This window comes from Streptomyces glaucosporus (genome assembly GCF_039533345.1).
Taxonomy (GTDB): domain Bacteria; phylum Actinomycetota; class Actinomycetes; order Streptomycetales; family Streptomycetaceae; genus Streptomyces; species Streptomyces glaucosporus.
Map to the genome: position 1 here is coordinate 136,034 of NZ_BAAATJ010000011.1, position 23,589 is coordinate 159,622.

17 protein-coding genes are annotated in these 23,589 nt (G+C 74.0%); 13 read left to right on the forward strand and 4 right to left on the reverse strand.

Features of this window, described 5'->3' with window-relative positions; genetic code table 11:
* Positions 1–11 precede the first annotated feature (11 nt).
* Entirely contained in the window at positions 12–854 is an 843-nt protein-coding gene (locus ABD358_RS14320; RefSeq protein WP_344631364.1) for a class I SAM-dependent methyltransferase, read from the forward strand.
* 7 nt (positions 855–861) lie between these two features.
* On the opposite strand, the gene ABD358_RS14325 is transcribed toward ABD358_RS14320, so the two are convergent.
* The gene (locus ABD358_RS14325; protein ID WP_425576323.1) at positions 862–2,826 is read right to left on the reverse strand and encodes an NAD-binding protein; all 1,965 of its coding nucleotides are present in this window, start codon (positions 2,824–2,826) and stop codon (positions 862–864) included.
* Positions 2,827–2,895: 69 nt separating this feature from the next.
* Here ABD358_RS14325 and ABD358_RS14330 point away from each other — a divergent pair, with 69 nt between their 5' ends.
* From ABD358_RS14330 to ABD358_RS14375, 10 genes are all read left to right on the forward strand, one after another.
* On the forward strand, positions 2,896–3,585 hold the full coding sequence (locus tag ABD358_RS14330; RefSeq protein ID WP_344631365.1) for an SDR family oxidoreductase: 690 nt from the start codon (positions 2,896–2,898) through the stop codon (positions 3,583–3,585).
* Positions 3,582–4,595 carry a methionine synthase gene (locus ABD358_RS14335; protein ID WP_344631366.1) on the forward strand — a complete coding sequence of 338 codons (1,014 nt, stop codon included), beginning with the start codon at positions 3,582–3,584 and terminating at the stop codon, positions 4,593–4,595. Before ABD358_RS14330 ends, ABD358_RS14335 begins: the two co-directional genes overlap by 4 nt.
* A 21-nt stretch (positions 4,596–4,616) precedes the next feature.
* Positions 4,617–6,791, forward strand: coding sequence for an NAD-dependent DNA ligase LigA (gene ligA / locus ABD358_RS14340; RefSeq protein ID WP_344631397.1), 2,175 nt, complete (start codon positions 4,617–4,619; stop codon positions 6,789–6,791).
* Positions 6,792–7,007: 216 nt separating this feature from the next.
* Positions 7,008–9,191, forward strand: coding sequence for a putative bifunctional diguanylate cyclase/phosphodiesterase (locus ABD358_RS14345; RefSeq protein ID WP_344631367.1), 2,184 nt, complete (start codon positions 7,008–7,010; stop codon positions 9,189–9,191).
* Positions 9,192–9,398: 207 nt separating this feature from the next.
* Complete coding sequence (gatC, locus tag ABD358_RS14350; protein ID WP_031505700.1) at positions 9,399–9,695, forward strand: Asp-tRNA(Asn)/Glu-tRNA(Gln) amidotransferase subunit GatC; 297 nt, start codon at positions 9,399–9,401, stop codon at positions 9,693–9,695.
* Positions 9,696–9,700: 5 nt separating this feature from the next.
* On the forward strand, positions 9,701–11,203 hold the full coding sequence (gene gatA, locus ABD358_RS14355) for an Asp-tRNA(Asn)/Glu-tRNA(Gln) amidotransferase subunit GatA (protein ID WP_344631368.1): 1,503 nt from the start codon (positions 9,701–9,703) through the stop codon (positions 11,201–11,203).
* On the forward strand, positions 11,200–11,442 hold the full coding sequence (locus ABD358_RS14360) for a hypothetical protein (protein ID WP_344631369.1): 243 nt from the start codon (positions 11,200–11,202) through the stop codon (positions 11,440–11,442). The genes gatA and ABD358_RS14360 overlap by 4 nt, the downstream gene beginning before the upstream one ends.
* A gap of 28 nt (positions 11,443–11,470) precedes the next feature.
* Positions 11,471–12,979: an Asp-tRNA(Asn)/Glu-tRNA(Gln) amidotransferase subunit GatB gene (gene gatB, locus ABD358_RS14365; RefSeq protein WP_344631370.1), complete on the forward strand. Its 1,509-nt coding sequence runs from the start codon at positions 11,471–11,473 to the stop codon at positions 12,977–12,979.
* Positions 12,980–13,270: 291 nt separating this feature from the next.
* Positions 13,271–13,501, forward strand: coding sequence for a hypothetical protein (locus ABD358_RS14370; protein WP_344631371.1), 231 nt, complete (start codon positions 13,271–13,273; stop codon positions 13,499–13,501).
* 68 nt (positions 13,502–13,569) lie between these two features.
* The gene (locus ABD358_RS14375) at positions 13,570–16,614 is read left to right on the forward strand and encodes a helix-turn-helix transcriptional regulator (RefSeq protein WP_344631372.1); all 3,045 of its coding nucleotides are present in this window, start codon (positions 13,570–13,572) and stop codon (positions 16,612–16,614) included.
* Between the two features lie 53 nt (positions 16,615–16,667).
* On the opposite strand, the gene ABD358_RS14380 is transcribed toward ABD358_RS14375, so the two are convergent.
* From ABD358_RS14380 to ABD358_RS14390, 3 genes are all read right to left on the reverse strand, one after another.
* Positions 16,668–16,886: a DUF6191 domain-containing protein gene (locus tag ABD358_RS14380; RefSeq protein WP_344631373.1), complete on the reverse strand. Its 219-nt coding sequence runs from the start codon at positions 16,884–16,886 to the stop codon at positions 16,668–16,670.
* Positions 16,886–18,070, reverse strand: coding sequence for a PQQ-dependent sugar dehydrogenase (locus ABD358_RS14385; protein ID WP_344631374.1), 1,185 nt, complete (start codon positions 18,068–18,070; stop codon positions 16,886–16,888). Before ABD358_RS14385 ends, ABD358_RS14380 begins: the two co-directional genes overlap by 1 nt.
* Before the next feature lie 190 nt (positions 18,071–18,260).
* On the reverse strand, positions 18,261–19,259 hold the full coding sequence (locus ABD358_RS14390; RefSeq protein ID WP_344631375.1) for an aldo/keto reductase: 999 nt from the start codon (positions 19,257–19,259) through the stop codon (positions 18,261–18,263).
* A 94-nt stretch (positions 19,260–19,353) separates the two neighbouring features.
* On the opposite strand from ABD358_RS14390, the gene ABD358_RS14395 reads away from it, so the two are divergent.
* Positions 19,354–20,346: a 2-hydroxyacid dehydrogenase gene (locus ABD358_RS14395; protein ID WP_344631376.1), complete on the forward strand. Its 993-nt coding sequence runs from the start codon at positions 19,354–19,356 to the stop codon at positions 20,344–20,346.
* A gap of 249 nt (positions 20,347–20,595) precedes the next feature.
* On the forward strand, positions 20,596–23,502 hold the full coding sequence (locus tag ABD358_RS14400; protein ID WP_344631377.1) for a putative bifunctional diguanylate cyclase/phosphodiesterase: 2,907 nt from the start codon (positions 20,596–20,598) through the stop codon (positions 23,500–23,502).
* The last annotated feature ends 87 nt before the right edge of the window (positions 23,503–23,589 follow it).

A 23,589-nucleotide genomic window follows, 5' to 3' on the forward strand; every position in this document is an offset into this window, starting at 1 on the left:
GGAGGTGCCCCATGCGGACCGCACTCCCCTCCCGCCTCACCCGGAACCGCGCCAGCCTCGCCCACAAGGCGCGCTACGCGCTCCACCACCCCGAACGGATCCCCGCCCACCTGCGCCGGGCCGCCCGCAACGCCTGGCTGCGGGCGAGGCACCGCGACCACATCGCGTACTACCGGGCCGTGATGGCCTCCGACGCCGCCCGCAGCCCCGAGGCGGCGGTCGGCGGAAGGGCGTCGCCGGAGCGCTGGCGGGCGATCGGCCGGATGCAGTTCGACTACCTGATCGGACACGGCCTGAGGCCGGACGACCGGATGCTGGAGATCGGCTGCGGCAACCTGCGGGCCGGCCGGCTGTTCATCGACTACCTGGAGCCCGGCCACTACTACGGCATCGACATATCGCCCCACATCCTCGTCGAGGCCGAGCGGACCCTCGTGCGCCACGGCCTCCAGGCCAAACTGCCCCACCTGGCGATCGCCGACGACCTGACCTTCGACTTCCTGCCCGACGCGCACTTCACCGTCGTCCACGCCCACAGCGTCTTCTCCCACTCGCCGCTGGACGTCATCGACCAGTGCCTGGAGAACGTGGGGCGGATCCTCGCACCGGGCGGCTTCTTCGACTTCACCTTCGACCGCACCGAAGGCCGCGAACACCAGGTGCTGCGGGAGGACTTCTACTACCGCACCGAGACGCTGACCGACCTCGCCGCCAGCCACGGCCTCCGGGCGCGCTTCATGGACGACTGGGAACGCCTCCCGCACGGCCAGTCCAAGATCCGCGTCACCCGGCCGGCGCCGGCGTCCGCGCGGGGCCCCGCGGACCGCGCGGCCGGAGCGGGCCGCCCCGTGTGACGGCGGTTCACGGCGCGGGCGCCGGGGCGTCCGCGCCGCGCGGGTCGCCGCCCGCCAGCAGGTCGCCCAGGCCCTCGCGGGTGGCGGCGACCACCACCCGGTCGCCGGCCGCCAGCACATAGCCGTCGTGCAGCCGCCAGGCCAGGTCGCCGGTGAGGGTGTACGTCGGGCCGTCGGGCGAGAAGCCGCCCAGATCGGCGCGGCGGCGGTCGGGCGGGGCGGTGTCCAGGGCCAGGATCCGCCAGGCGCCGGGACGGAACGCCTCGCCGACCGTGCGGCCCTCCAGCAGCCGGTTGCCCGCCACCGACACCGCGGCGAAGACCAGCACCCGGCGGCCGACCGGTATGGCGCCCAGCACCTGGCGCCCCATCATGGCGCCCGCGAAGGCCGGGGCCGCCAGCGCCGAGACGCTGCGGCTGTGGGTCTGGGCGCCGGGGTAGGTGTCGCGCAGGGTGCGGTAGACGGTGGCGGCGAACTCGTCGTCGAACAGGCGCATCACCACCCGCAGCCCGGGATGGACCTGGCGGGCGTAGAGCGTGGCCTCCAGGTTGGTGCCGCTGTCGCTGGTGAGGGCCAGCAGCGCCCGGCTGCGGGCGATCCCCGCCTCCTCCAGCACCCCGTCCTCGGTGACGTCCGCGATCAGGGTCGGCACCCGCCGGGCGCGGGCCACGGCGATGCCGCGGGCCTCGGGGTCGCGCTCGATGCACACCACCGGGATGCCCATCTCCAGCAGCCGGTCCAGCACACGGGTGCCGACCTTGCCCAGGCCGAGCAGGACGACGTGCCGCTCGATGCCGCGCGGCGGGGGCGGCAGGGCGGCCGCCTGGCGGAAGGTGCCGTAGCTCTCCAGCACCACGGCGAACAGCAGCGGCAGCAGCGCCGTCCCGGCGACGGCCCCCAGCAGTTGCAGGACCTGCTCGCCGGTGGACTCGTCCACCGCCGGGTCGTTGATCGACAGGACGTTGAGCAGCGTGACGTACGCGGCGTGCAGGGGCAGTTCGCGGGTGACGTACCAGTTGGCCGCGGCCAGCAGCGCCACCACGGCGGTGAGCGTGATCAGGGAGACGCGCAGCCGCCGGGAGAAGAAGGTGGCCACCGGCAGCCTGGGGACGCGGGCGGGAACGCCCGGCCCGCCGGAGCGGCGGGTGATCGCCTCCAGCACCACCGTGCCCCGCTCGGGCGGCAGGCCCTCCAGCCCGCGGGGGTCGGGGAGGAGGACCGGGCCGTCGCGGTCCTCGGGATCGGCGTAGACGTCGCCCTCGTCGGAGTCCGGGGCGTCCGGCAGCAGCGCCAGGGTGCACAGCGGGTCGCGGCGGTCGGCGGTGCCGATGGTGCGCTCCTTGGCCCGCAGCAGCAGCCCGTCCGCCTGGATGATCTTGTCGCTGCCGACCACCGCCGCCGCCACCAGGGAGGGAGCGGCGGTGTCGGCGTCGGAGAGGACGGTGGTGGAGGCGTCCACGGTCACCTGGTCCAGGCCGGGGACGCGGGCGGCGATCGTGCGGTCGAGGAGGTTCTCCAGATAGCGGCCCAGAGTGCGGTTGAACATCCGGATGACCAGCCGCAGCCCGGGGTTGATGCGGCGGGCGCGGAGCGCGGTGTGGATGTTGAGCTGGTCGTCGCCCGAGGTCAGCGCCAGCGCGGCGGCGTGCTCGATGCCCGCCTCGCGCAGCGCGGCGTCGTCCGGCACCTGCGCCTCCACCACCCGCACGTCCAGCCGCGGGTCGCCGACCAGCGCGGCGATCCGCGGCCCCTGGTCGCCGCCGCGCAGCGAGGGCAGCACGACGGTGACCGCCTGCCCGTAGACGGAGGCCAGCTCCCGCGTCAGCCGCTGGGCCAGGGAGTTGTCGCCGCAGACGACCATGTGGCCGGAGCGGGGGACGGCCCGCCCGCCGTCGGGCGGACCCGCGGAGGCGGGCGTGCGGGGACGGCCGGGGGAGGGGACGCGGGGAGGAGGAGGGACGGAGGCGGCCATGGACCGCATTGGACCACGGCGGGCGGCGCCGCGCCCGGACGGGGAACGGCGGATGGGACGATGGGGCCCATGGGAACGCATGTGATCACCGGGGCGGGCTCCGGCATCGGGGCCGCGATCGCCGAGCGGCTGAGCGAGCGCGGCGAGGAGTTGTGGCTGCTGGCGCGGGACGCCGGACGCGCGAGGGAACTCGCCGGACGCTTCCCCGGCGCCCGCACCCTCGTCGGGGATCTGGCCGAACCCGAGCGGCTGTCGTGGGCGCTGTCCCACCAGGAGCTGCCGCACGAGGTGGACTCCCTGCTGCACGTCGCCGGAGTCGTGGACCTCGGCGCGGTCGGGGAGCTGACCGTCAAGGTCTGGAACGCCACCCTGGCCGTCAATCTGGTCGGCCCGGCCGAACTGACCCGGCTGCTGCTGCCCCAGCTCCGCCTGGCGCGCGGCCACGTGGTCTTCGTCAACTCCGGCGCCGGCCTGACCGCCAACCCCGACTGGGGCGCGTACGCCGCCAGCAAGCACGGACTGAAGGCGCTCGCCGACTCGCTCCGCGCCGAGGAGAAGGCGAACGGGGTGCGCGTCACCTCCGTCTACCCCGGCCGCACCGCCACGCCGATGCAGGTCAAGGTGCACCGGCAGGAGGGCCGGGAGTACGACCCGGCGCGGTGGATCGCGCCGGAGTCGGTGGCCACCACGGTCCTGACGGCCCTCGACCTGCCGGGGGACGCGGAGATCACCGACCTGAGGGTGAGGCCGTCGGCGTGAGCGGGCACGTGTGGGGGCGGGCCGCCGCCACCGGGATCGGGTCGATGCCGGGCACCGACGCCCGGGAGGCGGCGAGGACCGTCACCGGCATCCTGGAGGAGTTCCCCTTCCTTCCGGAGCTGCCCGCGCGCGGCCCCGGAGCCGACATGATCGGGCGGACGGCCGGACTGCTGGTGGAGCTGTACGCCCGCCTGGAGCCCAGCGGCTGGCGGGTCGGCGACGCCCCCGGGCGCGACACGCGGCGCGCCCGGTCCTGGCTGGGCGAGGACCTGGACGCCCTGGAGGAGTTCACCCAGGGCTACACCGGGGCGCTGAAGGTCTCCGCCGTCGGGCCGTGGACGATGGCGGCGTCGCTGGAGAGGCGCAACGGGGAGGCGATGCTCGGCGACGCCGGCGCCTGCCGCTACCTGGCCGAGTCCCTGGCCGAGGGGGTGCGCGGGCACCTCGCCGAGGTGCGGCGGCGGGTGCCGGGCGCGACGGTGGTCCTCCAGCTCGACGAGCCGTCGCTGACCGCCGTCCTCACCGGGCGGGTGCCCACCGCCAGCGGCTACCGCACCCACCGGGCCGTGGACCGGGCCGTGGTGGAGCAGGCCCTGCGGGAGGTCGTGCGGGCCGCCGGGGACAGCCCCGTGGTGGTGCACTCCTGCGCGCCCGGAGTGCCCTTCGGGCTGCTGCGCCGGGCGGGCGCCGCCGGGATCTCCTTCGACCTCTCCCTGCTCACGGAACGTGACGACGAGGCGGTCGGCGAGGCGGTCGAGGGCGGCACCGCCCTGTTCGCGGGCGCCGTGGCGGCGGTGGAGCGGTCCTCGAGCGCACTGTCAGACCCTGCCGGTAGCGTCATGGGTGTCAGGACGCTGTGGCGCAGGCTGGGGCTGTCGCCGGAGCTGCTGGAGCGGTCGGTGGTGGTCACGCCCGCCTGCGGGCTGGCGGGCGCCTCCCCCGCGTACGCGCGGGCCGCGCTGGAGCACTGCGTCCGGGCCGCACGGTCCCTCGCAAACGACCCTGAGTAACGGGAGGCTGGTTTCGTGGAGATGAAGAGCCCGGACAGCGCGGCGCGTGAACGGCACGCCCGGCTGGCTCAGGAGGTCGAGGAGCACCGCTTCCGGTACTACGTGACCACGCCCGTCATCAGCGACGCCGAGTTCGACGCCCTGATGCGCGAACTGCAGGCGCTGGAGGCCGAGTACCCGGAGCTGGCCACGCCCGACTCGCCGACCCAGAAGGTGGCCGGCTCGTACGAGACGGAGTTCACCTCCGTCGAGCACCGCGAGCGGATGCTGTCGCTGGACAACGTCTTCGACGACGCCGAGCTGGACGGCTGGGCGGACCGGATCGCGCGCGAACTGACCGGCGTCCCCTACCACTTCCTGTGCGAGCTGAAGGTGGACGGCCTCGCGGTCAACCTGACGTACGAGCACGGCAGGCTGACCCGTGCCGCCACGCGGGGCGACGGGCGCACCGGGGAGGACATCACGCCCAACATCCGCACGGTCGCGGACGTCCCCGAGCGGCTGCGCGGCGAGCGGATCCCGGAGCTGGTGGAGATCCGCGGCGAGGTGTTCATCCCCATGGAGCGCTTCGAGGAGCTGAACGCGCGGCTGGTCGAGGCGGGCAAGCCGGCGTTCGCCAACCCGCGCAACGCGGCGGCCGGTTCGCTGCGGCAGAAGGACCCCAGGGTCACCGCCGAGCGCCCGCTGCACATGGTGGTGCACGGCATCGGCGCCCGTGAGGGCTTCGACATCGACCGGCTGTCGCACGCGTACGAGCTGCTGCGCGAGTGGGGTCTGCCGACCTCCCCGCACGCCAGGGTGGTCGGCTCCGTCGAGGAGGTGCGGGAGTTCATCGCGCACTACGGCGAGCACCGCCACTCGGTGGAGCACGAGATCGACGGAGTCGTCGTCAAGCTGGACGAGATCCCCCTCCAGGGGCGGCTGGGCTCCACCTCGCGGGCGCCGCGCTGGGCCGTGGCCTGGAAGTACCCGCCGGAGGAGGTCAACACCAGGCTGCTGGACATCAAGGTGAGCATCGGGCGCACCGGGCGCGCCACGCCGTTCGCCGTGGTGGAGCCGGTGACGGTGGCCGGCTCCGAGGTGGAGTTCGCCACCCTCCACAACCAGGACGTGGTGAAGGCCAAGGGCGTGCTGATCGGGGACACGGTCGCGCTGCGCAAGGCGGGCGACGTCATCCCCGAGATCCTGGGGCCGGTGGCGGATCTGCGGGACGGCAGCGAGCGGGAGTTCGTGATGCCCGCGGACTGCCCCGAGTGCGGCACTGCGCTGAAGCCCGCCAAGGAGGGGGACGTCGACCTGCGCTGCCCCAACTCCCGTTCCTGCCCCGGTCAGTTGCGCGAGCGGCTCTTCTACCTGGCGAGCCGCAAGTGCCTGGACATCGAGCACTTCGGGTACGTGGTGGCCACCGCGCTCACCCAGCCGCTGGAGCCGGCCGAGCCGCCGCTGCGGGACGAGGGCGACCTGTTCGACCTCACCCTCGAACAGCTGCTGCCCATCAAGACGCACGTCCTGGACCCGGACAGCGGTCTGCCCAAGCGGGACCCGAAGACGGGCGAGGAGAAGGTCGTCACCCTCTTCGCCAACCGCGAGGGCAAGCCGAAGAAGAACACCCTGGCCATGCTGGAGAACATCGAGGCCGCCAAGGAGCGTCCGCTGGCCCGGATCATCACCGGGCTGTCGATCCGACACGTCGGCCCGGTGGCGGCCGAGGCGTTGGCGCGGGAGTTCCGCTCGCTGGCCCGGATCGCCGAGGCGTCCGAGGAGGAGCTGGCGGCCACCGAGGGGGTCGGTCCGACCATCGCCGCCTCGCTCAAGGCCTGGTTCGCCGAGGACTGGCACCGCGAGATCGTCGAGAAGTGGCGGGCCGCCGGGGTCCGGATGGAGGAGGAGGGCGGCGGAGAGGAGGGGCCGCGTCCGCTGGAGGGCGTCACCGTCGTGGTCACCGGAACCCTGCGGTCGTACACGAGGGATGGCGCGAAAGAGGCGCTGCAGAGCCGCGGAGCGAAAGTGACCGGGTCCGTCTCGAAGAAGACCGGATTCGTTGTGGCCGGGGACAACCCCGGGTCAAAGTACGACAAGGCCCTGCAGTTGAAGGTCCCCGTCCTGGACGACGACGGGTTCGCCGTCCTCCTCGAGCGGGGACCCGATGCGGCGCGGGAGGTCGCCACGGTCCCCTCGGAGGCGTCCGCGGAGTAAGCGGAAACAATCCTTCGAACAGTCAAACTCCTTCGGGTGAAGTGTCGTTGGCGAGTGATGACACGGAACCACGTGGCGCTTATCAGACGGACACGGGCGACCGGTCGGCATTCGGGCAACCACGATCGATCACTGCCCTGACGGCCGTCCGAGCCCTACTGTTGATGGGGTGCGCCTGCCGTGACGTGGGCACCGACGGCTGTGAGAGGGACGCGCATGCAGCAGAAACCCCGGGACCGGGGACGGCAGTGGCTCCGTCACGGGCACCCGCAGGCCCCGCCGGGCGACGGCTCCGGCACCGCGCCCTGGCTGCAGCGCGCCGTCTCCCTGGAGGTGCCCGGGCTGTCCCCCGCCGTCGTCGCCGTGGCCGGCGCCGTGCTGGCCCTCGGCTTCTGGCGGGCGGTCGCCGAAGGGCGCGCGCTCTTCCCGAACGGTGTGGAGGGCTGGTCCTTCGCCCTCCTCACCGGGCTCATCGTCGGGCACCTGGTGGCGCTCGGCCGCGACCGCTGGTGGGGCGGCACCGGTTCCGGCGCCGCCCTCACCATGGCCATCCTGCTGCTGTACGGCTGGACGTCCGCCGCCCTGGTCAGCCTCGCCGTCGTGGTGCTGGTCGCCGCGGCCCGGCGGCACGGCTGGCGCCAGGGCCTGCGGCACGGCGCGGTGGACATCCTCGGCATCGGCGCCTCCGCGCTCTGCCTCGCCGCCTCCGGCACGCGCCCCTCGGTGCAGGACCCCTGGACGCCCGGCGACTGGAACGGGGACACCCTCCCCGAGATCCTCCTCGCGGCCGGCGCCTACCTGCTGGTCACCCGCGGGCTGCAGTGGTACGTCGCGGTCTCGCGGCAGGGCGGGCCGCCCGCCGTCGCCCGCGCCGCCCTGCTGCGTCAGGGCCTGGTCGCCGTCGCCCTGCTCGGCCTCTCCCCGCTGATCGTCGTGGTCGCGGACCACACGCCGCTGCTGCTGCCGCTGTTCGCCGTGCCGCTGATCTCGCTCGACTCCGCGCTGTGGATCGCCCGCGCCCGCGCCGAGGAGCAGCTCCGCGACCCGCTCACCGGCCTCGCCAACCGCCAGTGGCTCCTGGAGCGCACCTGGTCCGCCCTGGACGAGGCCGACCGGCTGGGGGCCCGCTCGGCCCTCGTCCTGATCGACCTCGACCGGTTCCGCTCGGTCAACGACACGCTCGGCCACCTCGCGGGCGACCGGCTGCTGCTCCAGATCGCCGACCGGCTGAGGACGGCCCTGCCCCACGGCGCCGAGGTGGCCCGGCTCGGCGGCGACGAGTTCGCCGTCCTGCTGCCGCTGGCCGACTCGCCCACCAGCGCCCAGCGCATCGCCCGCGCGCTCGTCTCCGCGCTCGGCTCGCCGCTCGACCTGGACGGGCTGACCCTGGAGCTGGAGGCCAGCGCGGGGGTCGCGGTCTTCCCCGACCACGCCGGCGAGGCCGAGGGCCTGCTGCGCCGCGCCGACGTCGCGATGTACCAGGCCAAGCGCGACCGCAGCGGCGTCGAGGTCTACGAGGCCACCCGCGACGGCAACACCCCCGACCGGCTGGGCCTCCTGGGCGACCTGCGCCGGGCCCTGGACGCGGGCGAGGTGGAGCTCCACTACCAGCCCAAGGTCGCCTTCGACGGCTCCGTCTCCGGCCTGGAGGCCCTGGTCCGCTGGGTGCACCCGGAGAGGGGCAAGGTCCCCCCGGACGAGTTCATCGCCATCGCCGAGACCTCCGGCCTGATGCCGCGCCTCACCGACTACGTGCTGGAGACCGCCCTCGCCCAGGTCGCCCGCTGGCGCTCCCAGGGCCTCACCGTGCCGGTCGCCGTCAACGTCTCGCCCCGCGACGTCCACAGCCCCGGCTTCGCCGGATCCGTCGCCGCCCGCCTGGCCCGGCACGGCGTCCCCGCCGCGGCGCTGCAGCTGGAGATCACCGAGCACGTCCTCCTGGAGGACCCCCAGCAGGCCGCGGACACCCTGGCCGCGCTCACCGGGCACGGCGTGCGGATGTCCCTGGACGACTTCGGCACCGGCTACTCCTCGCTGGTGCACCTGAGGCGGCTCCCGGTGAGCGAGCTGAAGATCGACCGCTCCTTCGTGGCCCGGCTGGCCGTGGACGCCGAGGACGCCGAGATCGTGCGCTGCACGGTCGACCTCGCGCACTCCCTCGGCCTCCTCGTCGTCGCCGAGGGCGTGGAGGACGACGAGACCTGGGAGCGCCTGCGCGACCTGGGCTGCGACGCCGTGCAGGGCTGGCTGGTCTCCGCCGCGATGCCCCCGGCCGAGGCCACCTCCTGGCTGCGGGCCCGCGACGGCGCCCCGCCGCCGGCGGAGAGGACCGCGCCCGCGCTGCCGGGACCCGGCGGGGACGGCGGCGCCCGGCGCTCCCACGGACAGCCCGCGCGGTAGGCCGCGGCAGGGGCCGACGCGCCGGTACGGGAACGGCGCGGACGGCGGTGGGAACGGCGGTGCGGACAGGGCGGTGCGGTGGCACCGGGCGGCCGCGTGTGGTAGCGCTGTGCGTCCACGGCCCCGGGAGCCATAGGATTGGGGCGGACCGCAGGAAGAGTCCGAGAAGCCCCGAAAGATCCACCACTCACCCCGAGGAATCGCTGCATGCCTGGCATCACGCGCGAGGAGGTCGCCCACCTCGCCCGGCTGGCGCGTCTGGAGCTGAAGGACGAAGAGCTCGACCACTTCGCCGGACAGCTCGACGACATCATCGGCGCGGTCGCCCGCGTCTCCGATGTCGCCGACGAGGACGTACCGCCGACCTCCCACCCGCTGCCGCTGACCAACGTCATGCGCCCGGACGAGGTCCGTCCGTCGCTGACCCCCGAGCAGGCGCTCTCCGGCGCCCCGGCCCAGGAGCAGCAGCGTTTCAAGGTGCCGCAGATCCTGGGGGAGGAGTGACCGACGTGACCAGCACCAGTGACCTGACCAGGCTCACCGCGGCCGAGACCGCCGAGAGGATCGCCTCCGGCGAGGTCAGCGCCGTGGAGGTGGCCGAGGCCCACCTCGCCCGGATCGACGCGGTGGACGAGAAGGTGCACGCCTTCCTCCACGTGGACCGCGAGGGCGCGCTGGCCCGCGCCCGCGCCGTGGACGCCAAGCGCTCGCGCGGGGAGAAGCTCGGCCCGCTGGCCGGCGTCCCCCTCGCGCTCAAGGACATCTTCACCACCGAGGGCGTCCCCACCACGGTCGGCTCCAGGATCCTCGAAGGCTGGATCCCGCCGTACGACGCCACGGTCACCAAGCGGCTCAAGGCCGCGGACGTGGTCGTCCTGGGCAAGACCAACATGGACGAGTTCGCCATGGGCTCCTCCACCGAGAACAGCGCCTTCGGCCCGACCGGCAACCCGTGGGACCTCACCCGCATCCCCGGCGGCTCCGGCGGCGGCTCCTCGGCGGCGCTCGCCTCGTACCAGGCCCCGCTGGCCATCGGCACGGACACCGGCGGCTCCATCCGCCAGCCCGCCGCCGTCACCGGCACCGTCGGCGTCAAGCCGACCTACGGCGCCGTCTCCCGCTACGGCATGGTCGCCTTCTCGTCCTCCCTGGACCAGGGCGGCCCCTGCGCCCGCACGGTGCTGGACGCGGCCCTGCTGCACGAGGTGATCGCCGGACACGACCCGCTGGACTCCACCTCCATCGACGCCCCCGTCCCGCCGGTGGTCGAGGCCGCCCGCAACGGGAACGTCAAGGGGCTGCGCGTCGGCGTGGTGAAGGAGTTCGGCGGCGAGGGCTACCAGGCCGGTGTGATGCAGCGCTTCACCGAGTCGGTGGAGCTGCTGCGCGAGCTGGGCGCCGAGGTCGTCGAGATCTCCTGCCCGTCCTTCGACAAGGCGCTCGCGGCGTACTACCTGATCGCACCGAGCGAGGCCTCCTCCAACCTGGCCCGCTTCGACGCGATGCGCTACGGCCTGCGGGTCGGCGACGACGGCGGCCACTCCGCCGAGGAGGTCACCTCCCTCACCCGCGAGGCGGGCTTCGGGCCCGAGGTCAAGCGCCGCATCATGCTCGGCACGTACGCGCTGTCCTCCGGCTACTACGACGCCTACTACGGCTCCGCCCAGAAGGTCCGCACGCTCATCAAGCGCGACTTCGACGCGGCCTTCGGACAGGTGGACGTGCTGGTCTCGCCGACCACCCCCACCACCGCGTTCCCCATCGGCGAGCGCGCCGACGACCCGATGGCCATGTACCTGGCGGACCTGTGCACCATCCCCGTCAACCTGGCGGGCAACGCGGCCATGTCGCTGCCGTGCGGCCTGGCGCCCGAGGACGGACTGCCGGTGGGCCTGCAGATCATCGCCCCCGCCATGGCCGACGACCGGCTGTACCGTGTCGGAGCCGCGGTCGAGGCCGCCTTCCAGGCACGGTGGGGCCACCCGCTCCTGGAGGAGGCACCCGCACTGTGAGCACGCTGAAGAAGGCCAAGGGATTCAAGAAGAGCAAGCCCGGCCTGTACCTGTCCATCGGCACCTCGCTCTTCGGCATCTTCGGTGTCGTCAAGCAGGTCCAGCTCGCCCGGCGGGAGAGCGACAAGCTGCAGCTCCTGGACGCCATCGTCTCCGGCGCCGCGGTCCTCACCAACGCCGCCGTCCTCGTCCGCGAGCTGCGCCGCCTGGACATCGACGACGTCCTCGCCGACGACTGACCGCAGCGCCTGAAAGGTTTGGCTTTCCGTGACTGTCACTGAACTGGTGTCGTACGAGGACGCGCTGGCCTCCTACGATCCCGTCATGGGCCTGGAGGTCCATGTCGAACTGGGCACCAGGACCAAGATGTTCTGCGGCTGCTCCACAGCGCTGGGCGCCGAGCCCAACACCCAGACCTGCCCCGTCTGCCTCGGCCTGCCGGGCTCCCTGCCGGTGGTCAACGCCACCGCGGTGGAGTCCACCATCCGGATCGGCCTCGCGCTGAACTGCGAGATCGCCGAGTGGTGCCGGTTCGCCCGGAAGAACTACTTCTATCCGGACATGCCGAAGAACTTCCAGATCTCCCAGTACGACGAGCCGATCGCCTTCAACGGCTACCTGGACGTCCAGCTGGAGGACGGCGAGGTCTTCCGCGTGGAGATCGAGCGCGCCCACATGGAGGAGGACACCGGCAAGTCCACCCACATCGGCGGTGCCACGGGCCGCATCCACGGCGCCTCGCACTCGCTGCTGGACTACAACCGGGCCGGCATCCCCCTGGTCGAGATCGTCACCAAGCCCATCACGGGCGCCGGGGAGCGCGCACCGGAGGTGGCCCGGGCGTACGTCGCCGAGCTGCGCGAACTCATCCGGGCCCTCGGCGTCTCCGAGGCCCGCATGGAGATGGGGCAGATGCGCTGCGACGTCAACCTGTCGCTGCGCCCGCACGGGACCGAGACGTTCGGCACCCGCAGCGAGACCAAGAACGTCAACTCGCTGCGCAGCGTCGAGCGGGCCACCCGCTTCGAGATCCAGCGCCACGCCGCCGTGCTGGACGCGGGCGGGAAGATCGTCCAGGAGACCCGCCACTTCCACGAGGACACCGGCACCACCACCTCCGGCCGCGTCAAGGAGGAGGCGGAGGACTACCGCTACTTCCCCGAGCCGGACCTGGTGCCCGTCGCCCCCGCGCGTGAATGGGTGGAGAAGCTGCGGGCCGAGCTCCCCGAGCTGCCGCGCGTGCGCCGCAACCGGCTGCGCGAGGAGTGGGGCATCTCCCAGCACGAGATGCAGTCCGTCCTCAACGCGGGCGCCATCGACCTGATCACCGCCACCATCGACGCCGGCGCCCCGGCCGACCAGGCCCGCAAGTGGTGGATGGGCGAACTGGCCCGCCGGGCGAACGAGCAGGGCACCGAGCTGTCCGCCCTGCCCATCACCCCGGCCCAGGTCGCCCGGGTGTGCGCCCTGGTCGCCGAGGGGTCCCTCAACGACAAGCTGGCCCGCCAGGCCATCGAGGGCGTTCTCGCCGGCGAGGGCGAGCCGGACGAGGTCGTGGAGAAGCGCGGCCTGAAGGTCGTCTCGGACACCGGCGCGCTGAGCAAGGCCGTGGACGAGGCGATCGCCGCCAACGAGGCGATCGCCGAGAAGATCCGCGGCGGCAAGGTGCAGGCGGCCGGCGCGCTCGTCGGCGCCGTGATGAAGGCCACCCGCGGCCAGGCGGACGCCGCCCGCGTGCGCGAACTCATCCTGGAGAAGCTGGGCGTCCAGGGCTGACGCCCGCCCGGCCCCCGCGGCCCCGCACCCACCCGGGTGCGGGGCCGCGCCGTACTCGGGACCACCCCCGACCCGGGCCGTCTAAGGCACCTCAGACGGCCCGGGACGGGGGAGGGGACCGCGTACCCGCGCCGGGACGGAACGAGAGCGTCCCGGGCCCCGCGGTCTAAGGCCCCCGTACCGCGGACATCGGTCATGGTCCCGATGCGGCCGCCCCACCTGGGAGACGAGGCTGGACCCGTCCGCGGACAGCGGACGGGAACCGATTCGCCGACAACCCGGGGGACCCAGGTGCTCGACTACCGGATGTACGAACTGCGCGCCGCCGAACTGCGGGACGAGGCCGTGAGGGAACGCCTCGCGTGCGAGGCCGCCCGCCACCGGCAGCGCCGGGAGGAGCAGGGGGAAGAGGAGGAGGGGCGGGGCGGCGGACGGAACGGGGAGCAGGACGGGCAGGACGGGCAGGACGGGCACGGCGGCAGGGCCGGCGGGGAGCGTGGCCGGTGGGCCCGGGCCGCCTGAACCCGGCGGCCCCCGCGGACCGGCCGGCGCCGGCGAAACCCGGTGCCGCACCGCCGGATATCTGTGCGATGCTCGGCGCCGTGGACAGTGCCAGAGTCAGCCCGGTGTTCGTCGGCCGCGGAGGCGAACTGACCGCCCTCACCGACGCCCTCGCCCGTGCGGCCACGGGCGAGCCGCAGACGGTCGTGGTCGCGGGCGAGGCCGGGGTCGGCAAGACGCGGCTGCTGGAGGAGTTCCTGACCGCCGCCCGCGCGGCCGGCGCGGTCACGGCCGTCGGCGGATGCGTCGAGATCGGCGCCGACGGCCTGCCCTTCGCACCGGTCTCCACCGTGCTGCGCCTCCTGCACCGCAGGCTCGGGGACGAGCTGACGGCCGCCGCCGCGGGCCAGGAGGGCGAACTGGCCCGTCTCCTGCCCGAACTGGGCGAGACCACCCGCGAGTGGCACGACGAGGACGGCCGGGCCCGCCTGTTCGAACTGACCGCCCGGCTGCTGGAGTCGCTCTCCCGGGAGCGGACGCTTCTCCTCGCCGTCGAGGACCTCCACTGGGCCGACCGCTCCACGCGCGAGCTGCTGGCGTACCTCTTCCGCTCCCTCGACCGCGCCCGGCTGGTCATCGTCGCCACCTACCGGTCCGACGACATCCACCGCCGCCACCCGCTGCGCCCCTTCCTCGCCGAACTGGACCGCCTGCGGACCGTCCGCCGGATCGAGCTGCCCAGGCTCAGCCGGGAGGAGGTGCGGGCGCAGATGGCCGGCATCCAGGGCGTCGAGGTCCCCGAACGCGACCTGGTGGAGCGGGTCTTCGAACGCTCCGAGGGCAACCCCTTCTTCGTGGAGGAGCTGACGGTCTCCGGCACCGCCTGCGGCATCAGCGAATCGCTGCGCGACCTGCTGCTGGTACGGGTCGAGGCACTGCCGGAAACGGCCCAGCAGGTCGTCCGGACGGCGGCCGAGGGCGGCTCGGCGGTGGAGCACGCCCTCCTCGCCGCGGTGGCGCGGCTGCCGGAGGACGAGCTGATCGAGGCGCTGCGGGCCGCGGTCGGCGCCAACGTCCTCGCCCCCACCCAGGACGGCGACGGCTACCGCTTCCGGCACGCGCTGGTGCGCGAGGCCGTCTCGGAGGACCTGCTGCCCGGCGAACGCGTCGGCCTCAACCGCCGCTACGCCCAGGCCCTGGAGACGGACCCCTCCCTCGTCCGCGCCGACGAGCGCGCCGCGCGCCTGGCCAGCCACTGGTGCGCGGCGCACGACGTGGCCAAGGCCCTGCCCGCCGTGCTCGACGCCGCGGTCGCCGCCCGCCGCCGCTACGCCTACGCCGAGCAGCTGCGGCTGCTCGACCGGGCACTGAAGCTGTGGGAGGAGGCCGACCCGGCCGTCCGCCGCTCCCTGCCGGCCTTCGAGCACACCGAGGCGTACCCGGCCTGCGGCTGCGACGACGAGACGCTGCGCCACCTGGACCTGCTGGCCGACACGGTGACCGCCGCCCAGCTCTCGGGGGAGCGCAAACGGGCGCTGGCCGTCGTCAAACGCGCCCTGCGGGTGCTGGACGAGGACCGGGAACCGCTGCGGGCGGCCTGGTTCTGGACCCAGCGCTCCAAACTGGCGCAGAGCACCGGCCAGAGCGACGGCTGGAAGGAGCTGGAACGGGCCCGGGAACTGGTGCGCGGACTGCCGCCCTCCCCGGTGCACGCCGAGGTGCTGGCCTTCGCCGCCGCCTGGGGCGCCGTCCACGACACCGGACCGGAGACCTTCACCACCGCACAGCGCGCGGTGGAACTGGCCTCCCTGGTCGGCGCCGGGAGCATCGAGCTGCACGCCCGGCTCACCCTGGGCAGCCTGCGGGTCTTCTCGGGCGACGTGGACGCGGGGCTCGCCGAGATGGCGGAGGTCGTCCGGTGCGTCGTCGAGCGGGGCGAGGTCGGCGTCATGGGGAGGTGCCACGTCAACCTGGCGTCCGCGCTGGAGGGGGCGGGGCGCTCCGAGGAGGCCGTGGAGGTGGCCGAGGAGGGGCTGCGGGTGGCCCACCGCTTCGGACTCCAGGACACCCGGGCGTGGCTCCGGGGCAACATGGCCGAGTCGCTGGTCGCCCTGGGCCGCTGGGAGGAGGCCGACGCCGCGCTGGCCGCCACGCGCAGACCGGCGAGCGGCGCCCGGCCCCGCGGGTCGGCCGCGATCAAGAGCGCCCATCTCGCCCTCCGCCGGGGCGACACCGACCTGGCGGCCCGGGAACTGGCGGAGGCGTGGAAGCACCACGGCACCCACGATCCCCAGCCGCAGTACACGATCCCGCTCGCCCGCCTGGAGCTGGAGATCGCGGCGGCGCGCGGCCGGCCGCTGGAGGCGCGGCGCGTGCTGGGGGAGGCACTGGACCGGGGCTTCCCGCTCTCCACCGAGCGGTACGCCTGGCCGCTGCTGTACTCCGCGCTGTCGGCGGAGGCGGACGCGCGCGGCCTGCCCGCCGCGGAACCGGGGCGGGACGAGGTCCTGGAGCGGATACACGAGGCGGCCCGGAGGCTGCCGCGCCTGGTGCCGGTGTGGGCCGCCTACGGACTGCTGGTGGACGCCGAACTGCCGCGCGCCCGGGGGCGGAACGACCCGGACCGCTGGGCCGAGGCGGTGGCCGCCTTCGAGGAACTGCCGCGGCCCTTCCGGCTGGCCCAGGCGCGCCTCCGCTGGGCGGAGGCCCTGCTGGACGCGGGCGGGAACCGCGACCGGGCCGCCGGCCTGCTGGAACGGGCGCACGCCACGGCCGTGCGACTGGAGGCGTTACCACTGCGCGAGAGCATCGAGCGGCTGGCCGGCCGGGCTCGTATCGCCCTCGGCGCCGGCCGTACGGCGGGCTGCGCCGCGCCGCCCGCCGACCCGGTGGAGTCCTTCGGCCTCACCCCCCGCGAGCGCGACGTGCTGAGCCTGGTCGCGGCGGGACACAGCAACCGCCGGATCGCCGAGGAGCTGTTCATCTCCCCCAAGACGGCCAGTGTGCACGTCTCCAACATCCTGGCGAAGCTGGGCGTCTCGGGGCGGGGCGAGGCGGCGGCGATGGCCCACCGGCTGCGGCTGGTGGAGCCGCCGGCTCCGGTGGGGGAGGACGGCCGGGCGGCGGTCGCCTGACGGGCGTGCGTGCGGGCGGCGGGGAGGGCGCCCGTGCCGCACGCCCCGCCGGGTCAGGCCGCCGGTTTCGGGGCCGGCTCCCCGGCCGCGGCGGACTCCTCGTCGGGCGCCGGACGCTGGGGCCGTATCAGGACGCGTCCCGAGGCGAGGTCGATCGGGCCGCGCCCCGGATCCCGGCTGCCCTCCTCCACCCGGGTGTGCTCCAGGCGCCTGCGCTCGTCGTCGGTGTGGCGCCGCCCGGGGGCGAACAGCTCCTCGATCAGGTTGAACATCAGCGGACCTCCAGCCTCAGGATGCGGTCGTCGTCCTCGCCGGGCGTACCGCGCGAGTCGGTTTCGCTGGTCACCAGCCACAGCCCGTCGCCGCCGTCGGAGACGACCGTCCGCAACCGCCCGTACTCACCTTCCAGGAACGCCTGGGGGTCCGCCACCGCTTCCCCGCCCCGGAGGGGAATCCGCCACAGCCTCTCCCCGCGCAGGCCCGCCATCCACACCGAGCCGTTCGCGACGGCGATGCCGCTGGGGGAGGCGTCGGCGGGCTTCCACTGCGCCACGGGGTCGACGAAGCCCTTCTCCCCGGCCTCGCCCTCGACCTCGGGCCAGCCGTAGTTGCCGCCGGGCCGGATGAGGTTGAGCTCGTCCCAGGTGTTCTGGCCGAACTCGGCCGCCCAGAGCCGCTTCCCGGCGTCCCAGGCCAGCCCCTGGACATTGCGGTGGCCCCAGGAGTAGACGACCGAGTCCGCCTCGGGATTGCCGTGGCCCGGGGGTTCGCCGTCCGGAGTCATCCGCAGGATCTTGCCGCCGAGCGAGTCCCTGTCCTGGGCGAGGCTCTCGTCGCCGGAGTCGCCCGTCCCGGCGTAGAGCATCCGGTCCGGGCCGAAGGCGATCCGGCCGCCGTTGTGGATCGTGCCCTTGGGGATGCCCCGGAAGACGGTGCTGGGCGCGCCCAGCTGGTTGCCCTCCTCCTTGTCCTCCTCGTAGAGCATGCGCACGATCCGGTTGTCGGAGGCGCTGGTGAAGTAGGCGTAGACGTAGCGGTTCTCGGCGAAGTCGGGCGGGACGGCGATGCCCAGCAGGCCGCCCTCGCCGCCCGGGTCGACCCCGGGCACCGTGCCCAGTTCGGTGGTCTCGCCGCTGTCGGCGTCGACCCGCAGGATCGTGCCCTCGTCCCGGGAGGAGACCAGCAGGTCGCCGTCCGGCAGGGGAGCGAGCCCCCAGGGGGACTTCAGGCCCGTCGCGACGGTCTCCACGACCTTCGCCGATCCCTTGGCGGGGGCGGGCGAGGCGCCGGGGGTGCGGGAGGGGTCCTCCGAGGGGGCGGCGGACCGGCCGACGGTGGCGCTCGTGCGGTCGGAGGGGTTCCCGCCGCCGTCGGAGGAACAGCCCGAGGCGAGCAGGGCGAGTCCGGTGAGGGAGGCGGCGGCCGCTCGCAGGGGCAGGGAAGGGCTTCGGACCATCAGGGCGCCTTTCGACGACTCTCGGTCGGCGGTGTGCCGTTCTGCTGTGTCGTTCCGCGGTCTGTCGGTCTGTCGGTCTGCTGGTGGTGTCGGTCTGCCGGTGGTGTCGTTCTGCGGGGTGCCGGGCGGCGGTGCCCGCCGGCGCCCCCACGTCCGACCGTACGTCGGAGGAGCGCCGGGAGTTCCCCTCTCAGTCCCAGGATCCCAGGGCCGGGGGCAGCGCGGCGATCTCCGCCAGGTCCTCGTCGGTGAGCCTCAGCCGGGCCGCCGCCGCGTTCTCCACCGCCCAGCGCTCCTTCTTCGTGCCCGGCACCGGCACCACGTGCCGTCCCTGCGCCAGCAGCCAGGCCAGCGCCACCTGCGCCGGGGTGGCGTCGCCGTGCCGCGCGGCGACGTGCCGGAGACCGACGACGATGGGCTGGTTGGCCGCCATCATCTCGGCCGTGAAGCGGGGGTGCCGGGCCCGTATGTCGTCGGGCTCGAAGCCGACGCCGGGCGTCAGCGTGCCGGTCAGGAAGCCGTTGCCCAGCGGCATCGCGGCCAGGAAGCCGACCCCGCGCGCCTCGCACCACGGCAGCAGCGACACCAGGGCCTCCGGGGACCACACCGACAGCTCGGCCTCCACACAGCTCACCGGGAACACCTGCTGCACGCGCTCCAGCTGCCGGATCGTCTCCGCGTACAGGGGTTCGGCGGCCGACCGCCGCTGCGCCCGCGCGCCCACGGCGCACAGTCCCAGCGCGCGGACCTTGCCCGCGGCGACCAGTTCGGCCATCGCGCCCCAGGTCTCCTCGATCGGCACCTCGGGGTCGGCGCGGTGGAGCTGGTAGAGGTCGATCACGTCGGTCTGCAGCCGCCGCAGGGAGGCGTCGCAGGCCCGCCGCACGTAGGAGGGACGGCCGTTGGCCACGATGTGCTGCTCGCCGACCAGCAGCCCGCACTTGGTGGAGACGAACGCCTCCGAGCGGCGCCGGCCGAGCACCCGGCCGAGCAGCAGCTCGTTGGTGAACGGCCCGTACATGTCGGCGGTGTCGAGCAGCGTCACCCCGTGGTCGAGCGCGGCGTGCACCGTGCGCAGCGAGGACTCGCCGTCCTGTTGGGACGTGGTGTAGGCCCAGCTCATCGGCATGCAGCCGAGCCCGATCGCGCCCACCTCCAGCGCCCCCGCACCGATAGTCCTGCGCTCCACCTGGACGTGCTCCCTCCTCGCCCCCGCAGGGCCCGTCCCAACCTAACGGGTGGCTTCCGGCGGGCCTCGGACAGCCTCCGGATAGCCTTCGGGCATGGCTTCCGCAGACGTCTGGCTGCCCTTCCCGCCCGCCGAGATGGGTGCTCTGCCGGGATCGTTCCGCTACGTCCACTGGGGCGGCGAGGGGGAGTTCCCGGCGGACCCCGCGCACTGCGTCTTCTACGCCGTCCCCTACATGAAGGGTCAGGCCGTCGCCGTACGCCCGCTGGCGCACATGACGAACGTGCGGGTGGTGCAGACGCTCACCGCGGGTGTGGACCACATGGAGCCCGCGGTACCGCAACTGCCCCGGGGCACGCTGCTGTGCAACGCCCGCGGCGTCCACGAGGCGAGCACCGCCGAGCTCGCGCTCACGCTCGCCCTGGCCTCGCTGCGCGGTATCCCCGCCTTCGTCCGGGCGCAGGACGCGGGGGAGTGGCGGCAGGGCTTCCGCCCGGCCCTCGCCGACCGGACCGCGCTGATCGTCGGCTACGGATCCATAGGCGCGGCCATCGAGGAGCGGCTCGCCCCCTTCGAGCCGGCGGCCGTCCACCGCGTGGCGCGCACCGCCCGCACGGCGCCGCGCGGCCCGGTGCACGCCCACGCCGACCTGCCCCGGCTGCTGCCCGAGGCCGACGTGGTGTTCCTGGTCACTCCCCTCACCGAGGCCACCCGCGGCCTGGTGGACGCCTCCTTCCTGGCCCGGATGAAGGACGGTGCGCTGCTGGTGAACGTCGCCCGCGGCGCCGTCGTGGACACCGGCGCCCTCCTGGCCGAGCTGGAGTCGGGGCGGCTGCGGGCCGCGCTCGACGTCACCGACCCCGAGCCGCTGCCGCCCGGGCATCCGCTGTGGCGGGCGCCGGGTGTGCTGATCACGCCCCACGTCGGCGGTCCCACCTCCGCGTTCGCGCCGAGGGCCCGGCGCCTGCTCCGCGCCCAGCTGCGGCGCTTCGCGGCCGGGGAGCCCCTGGAGAACGTCGTCGCCGTGGCGGGGGAGGAGCCGGAGGGGGACGACGGGGGCCGACGGACGGAGCGTCCGGTTGCGTGATACACGCTCCGAACACGCTCAAATGCAGATCGTACCGGCAATCCTCCTCCCCGTCACGCTCGGTAGATGACCTATGTCGCTGAGTGACTGATCTGGTGTATCGTCCGGTCGGGGGTGTACCAGACCACGAGGGGGGACGGGCGACATGCACGGCCACCGGACGAACCACCGGACACACGACAGCGACCGGACAGGACGACGACCCGTGGGATCCCGTGCGGGCGGGGCGCGGCACCCGGAGGTGGCGCGGTGAACGCCCGGGAAACGGACCCCTCCCGCCCGGCCCGTACCGCGCGCCGCCGGGGCGGGGTGCCTTCCCGGCTCGTCCTGGCCGCCGTGTGCGGCGCGTACGCACTGGGCGCGGTGCTCGGCTGGGGATCGCCCGCGGTGGCGCTGTTCATGGGCGACTTCGGGCTGAGCATCGCGGCGTTCGCCGCCGCGGGCTCCTGCTTCCACTACGTCCGCACCCACCCCGGCAGCCCGCTCCGGCCCGCCTGGGTCCTCTTCGCCGTCTCCTCGACGATGGCCGGACTCGGCAACGGGGTGTGGGGCTGGTACGAGGTCGTGCTGAGCCGCCCCGTGCCCAGCCCCTCGGCCGCCGACTTCTGCTTCCTGCTCTTCGCGCCGCCGTCCATCATCGGGCTGCTGGTGCTGGCCGAGCGCCCCGCCAACCGGGCGGGCTGGATCCGCCTGGCCCTCGACGCCTGGCTGATCGGCGGTTCGCTGCTCACCCTCTCCTGGAGCCTGGCCCTCGACCACCCCTCGTACTGGCAGGGCGAGTCCCTCCCCCTGGTGGCCCTCTCGCTGGCCTACCCCCTGATGGACATCGTGCTGATCAGCATGGTCCTCGTCCTGCACTTCCGCCGTTCCGCCGCCTACCGGGCCGCCGTCAACACCGTCATCGGCGCCCTCGCCCTCACGGTGATCTGCGACGCCCTGTTCACCTCTCCCCTGCTGCGGGAGAACTACTCCTCCGGCCAGATCCTCGACGCGGGCTGGTTCGCCGGTTCACTGCTGCTGGCGTACGCCCCCTGGGTCAGCCACCGGGAGGGAGCGGAGCGGCGCGGACCCGCTCGTCCGGCCGTCCGGCAGCCCGCGCCGGCGAACGGCCCGACGCCCGGGTCGCTGGCCGCTCTCACGCCCTACCTGGCCGCGGCCGTGTGCACCCTGGGCATCCTCTACAACGTCCGCGACGGCGGGGCCATCGACCGGGTGGTGCTGCTGACCGGCTGCACCGTCGTGCTGGCCCTGGTGGTGCGGCAGGGAATCATGCTGCTGGAGAACATCCACCTCACCCAGGAACTGGCCCAGAAGGAGAACCACTTCCGGTCCCTGGTGCAGGGATCCAGCGACGTCATCATGATCGCGTCCCCGGCCGGGATGCTGCGGTACGTCTCCCCGGCCGCCGCGGGCGTCTACGGCCGTGAGCCCGACAAGCTGGTCGGCTCCGAACTCGCCTCCCTCATCCACCCCGAGGATCTCGGAAGGGTCCTCCACGAGGTGCGCCGCTTCCTCGCGACCCCGCCCGACGAGGAGTCCTCCACCCGGATCGAGTGCCGCATCCGGCACGCCTCGGGCCGCTGGCTCAACGTCGAGTCCACCGTCAACCGCTACCAGGGCGGCCTGATCTTCAACAGCCGCGACGTCACCGAGCGGGTACGCCTCCAGGCGCAGCTCCAGCACAACGCCTCGCACGACCCGCTGACCGACCTGCCCAACCGCGCCCTGTTCACCGAGCGCGTGCGCCAGGCGCTCGGCGGACGGCGCCGGGGCGACGCGGAGGCGGGGCACACGGCGGTGCTCTACATCGACCTCGACGGCTTCAAGGCCGTGAACGACACCGTCGGCCACCAGGCCGGCGACGAACTCCTGGTCCACGCGGCCCGCCGCCTGAAGGAGGCCGTGCGCGCCGGCGACACCGCCGCCCGGCTCGGCGGGGACGAGTTCGCCGCGCTCATCGTGGGCGACGGCAGGTGCGACCGGGCCGAACGCGAGTACCGCGTGCTGGAGATCGCCGAGCGGCTGCGCACGACCCTCTCCCGGCCCTACCACGTCGAGGGCGGCGAGGTGCGGGTCGCCGCCTCCATCGGCGTGGCCTTCGCCGAGCCCGGCGTGACCCCGGCGGTCCTGATGCGCCACGCCGACCTGGCGATGTACCGCGCCAAGCAGGCCGGCAAGAACCGGGTCGAGCTGTACGCTCCGCAGCCGCAGGCCGAGGCCGTGCGCCGGGCCGAACTGACCACCGACCGGCTGCGCGGAGCGTCGGCCGAGAGCGAGTTCGCACTGTTCCACCAGCCCGTGGTCGAACTCTCCAGCGGACGGATCGCCTCGGTCGCGGCCCAGGCCCGCAGGCGTTCCGCCCGGGGCGTCCCGTTCCCGTCCGCCGGGCCCCCGCACGGCCCCTCCGCGGGCGGGGGCGGGATCTCCGAGGCGGAGAACTGGCTGCTGCGCCGGGCCGTCGAGCAGGCCGCCGAGCGCCATCGCGCGGGCTTCCGCGTGCCCGTGTCGGTACGGATCGACGCACGCCGCCTCACCGACCGCTCCATGACCCCGGCCACCGTCGAGACGCTGCTGTCCCGGCACGGGCTGCCTCCGGAGGCGCTGGTCGTCGAACTGTCCGACACCGATCCGCGTGTCTCCCTGAACGAACTGGAGTTGTGGGTCACCGCACTGCGCCGGCTCGGCGTGGGCGTCGCCCTGGACGGTTTCGGGGCCGGCCACGGAGCCCTCGCCGCCCTGCGCCGGCTCCCCGTCGACGTACTGCGGCTGGACCGCTCCCTGACCGAGGGGGTCGTGGAGTCGGCCAGGGTGCGCAAAGTCACCTCCGGGCTGCTGAGGATCGCCGAGGACCTCGGCATGACCTCCGTCGCGGACGGAGTGGACCTCCCCGAACAGGCCGACGTCCTGCGGTCGATGGGCTGCACCCACGCCCAGGGGGCGGCCTTCTCCAAGCCCCTGGAGGAGCACCGGCTGCGCCGTGCCCTGAGCCGGGGAGGCTTCCCGGTCACGGGAGGGGAGCAGCACGCCGCGGTCACCGGCCGCTCGGTGGTGGTCGCCGGTTCGCTGCCCGTGCGCAGGCGCGGAACGGCGGAACCCGATCCGGTGACGCGCCCTCCGATGCGCTCAAATAGTGAGACGTCCGTCCCACCCGCTTGACACTTCGCACACCACGGGAGGATTGTCGGTGCCATGCGCACCCGAATTCTCGTACTTGGACAGCGCGTCGACTGACACGGGGCACGA

Bases quoted from the DNA above. Each gene is read 5' to 3' on its own strand.
- ABD358_RS14320 (WP_344631364.1), top strand. From the start codon at position 12: ATGCGGACCGCACTCCCCTCCCGCCTCACCCGGAACCGCGCCAGCCTC.
- ABD358_RS14325 (WP_425576323.1), bottom strand. From the start codon at position 2,826: ATGGCCGCCTCCGTCCCTCCTCCTCCCCGCGTCCCCTCCCCCGGCCGT.
- ABD358_RS14385 (WP_344631374.1), bottom strand. From the start codon at position 18,070: ATGGTCCGAAGCCCTTCCCTGCCCCTGCGAGCGGCCGCCGCCTCCCTC.
- ligA (WP_344631397.1), top strand. From the start codon at position 4,617: ATGAAGAGCCCGGACAGCGCGGCGCGTGAACGGCACGCCCGGCTGGCT.
- ABD358_RS14395 (WP_344631376.1), top strand. From the start codon at position 19,354: ATGGCTTCCGCAGACGTCTGGCTGCCCTTCCCGCCCGCCGAGATGGGT.
- ABD358_RS14330 (WP_344631365.1), top strand. From the start codon at position 2,896: ATGGGAACGCATGTGATCACCGGGGCGGGCTCCGGCATCGGGGCCGCG.
- ABD358_RS14380 (WP_344631373.1), bottom strand. From the start codon at position 16,886: ATGTTCAACCTGATCGAGGAGCTGTTCGCCCCCGGGCGGCGCCACACC.
- gatC (WP_031505700.1), top strand. From the start codon at position 9,399: ATGCCTGGCATCACGCGCGAGGAGGTCGCCCACCTCGCCCGGCTGGCG.
- ABD358_RS14345 (WP_344631367.1), top strand. From the start codon at position 7,008: ATGCAGCAGAAACCCCGGGACCGGGGACGGCAGTGGCTCCGTCACGGG.
- ABD358_RS14375 (WP_344631372.1), top strand. From the start codon at position 13,570: ATGCTCGGCGCCGTGGACAGTGCCAGAGTCAGCCCGGTGTTCGTCGGC.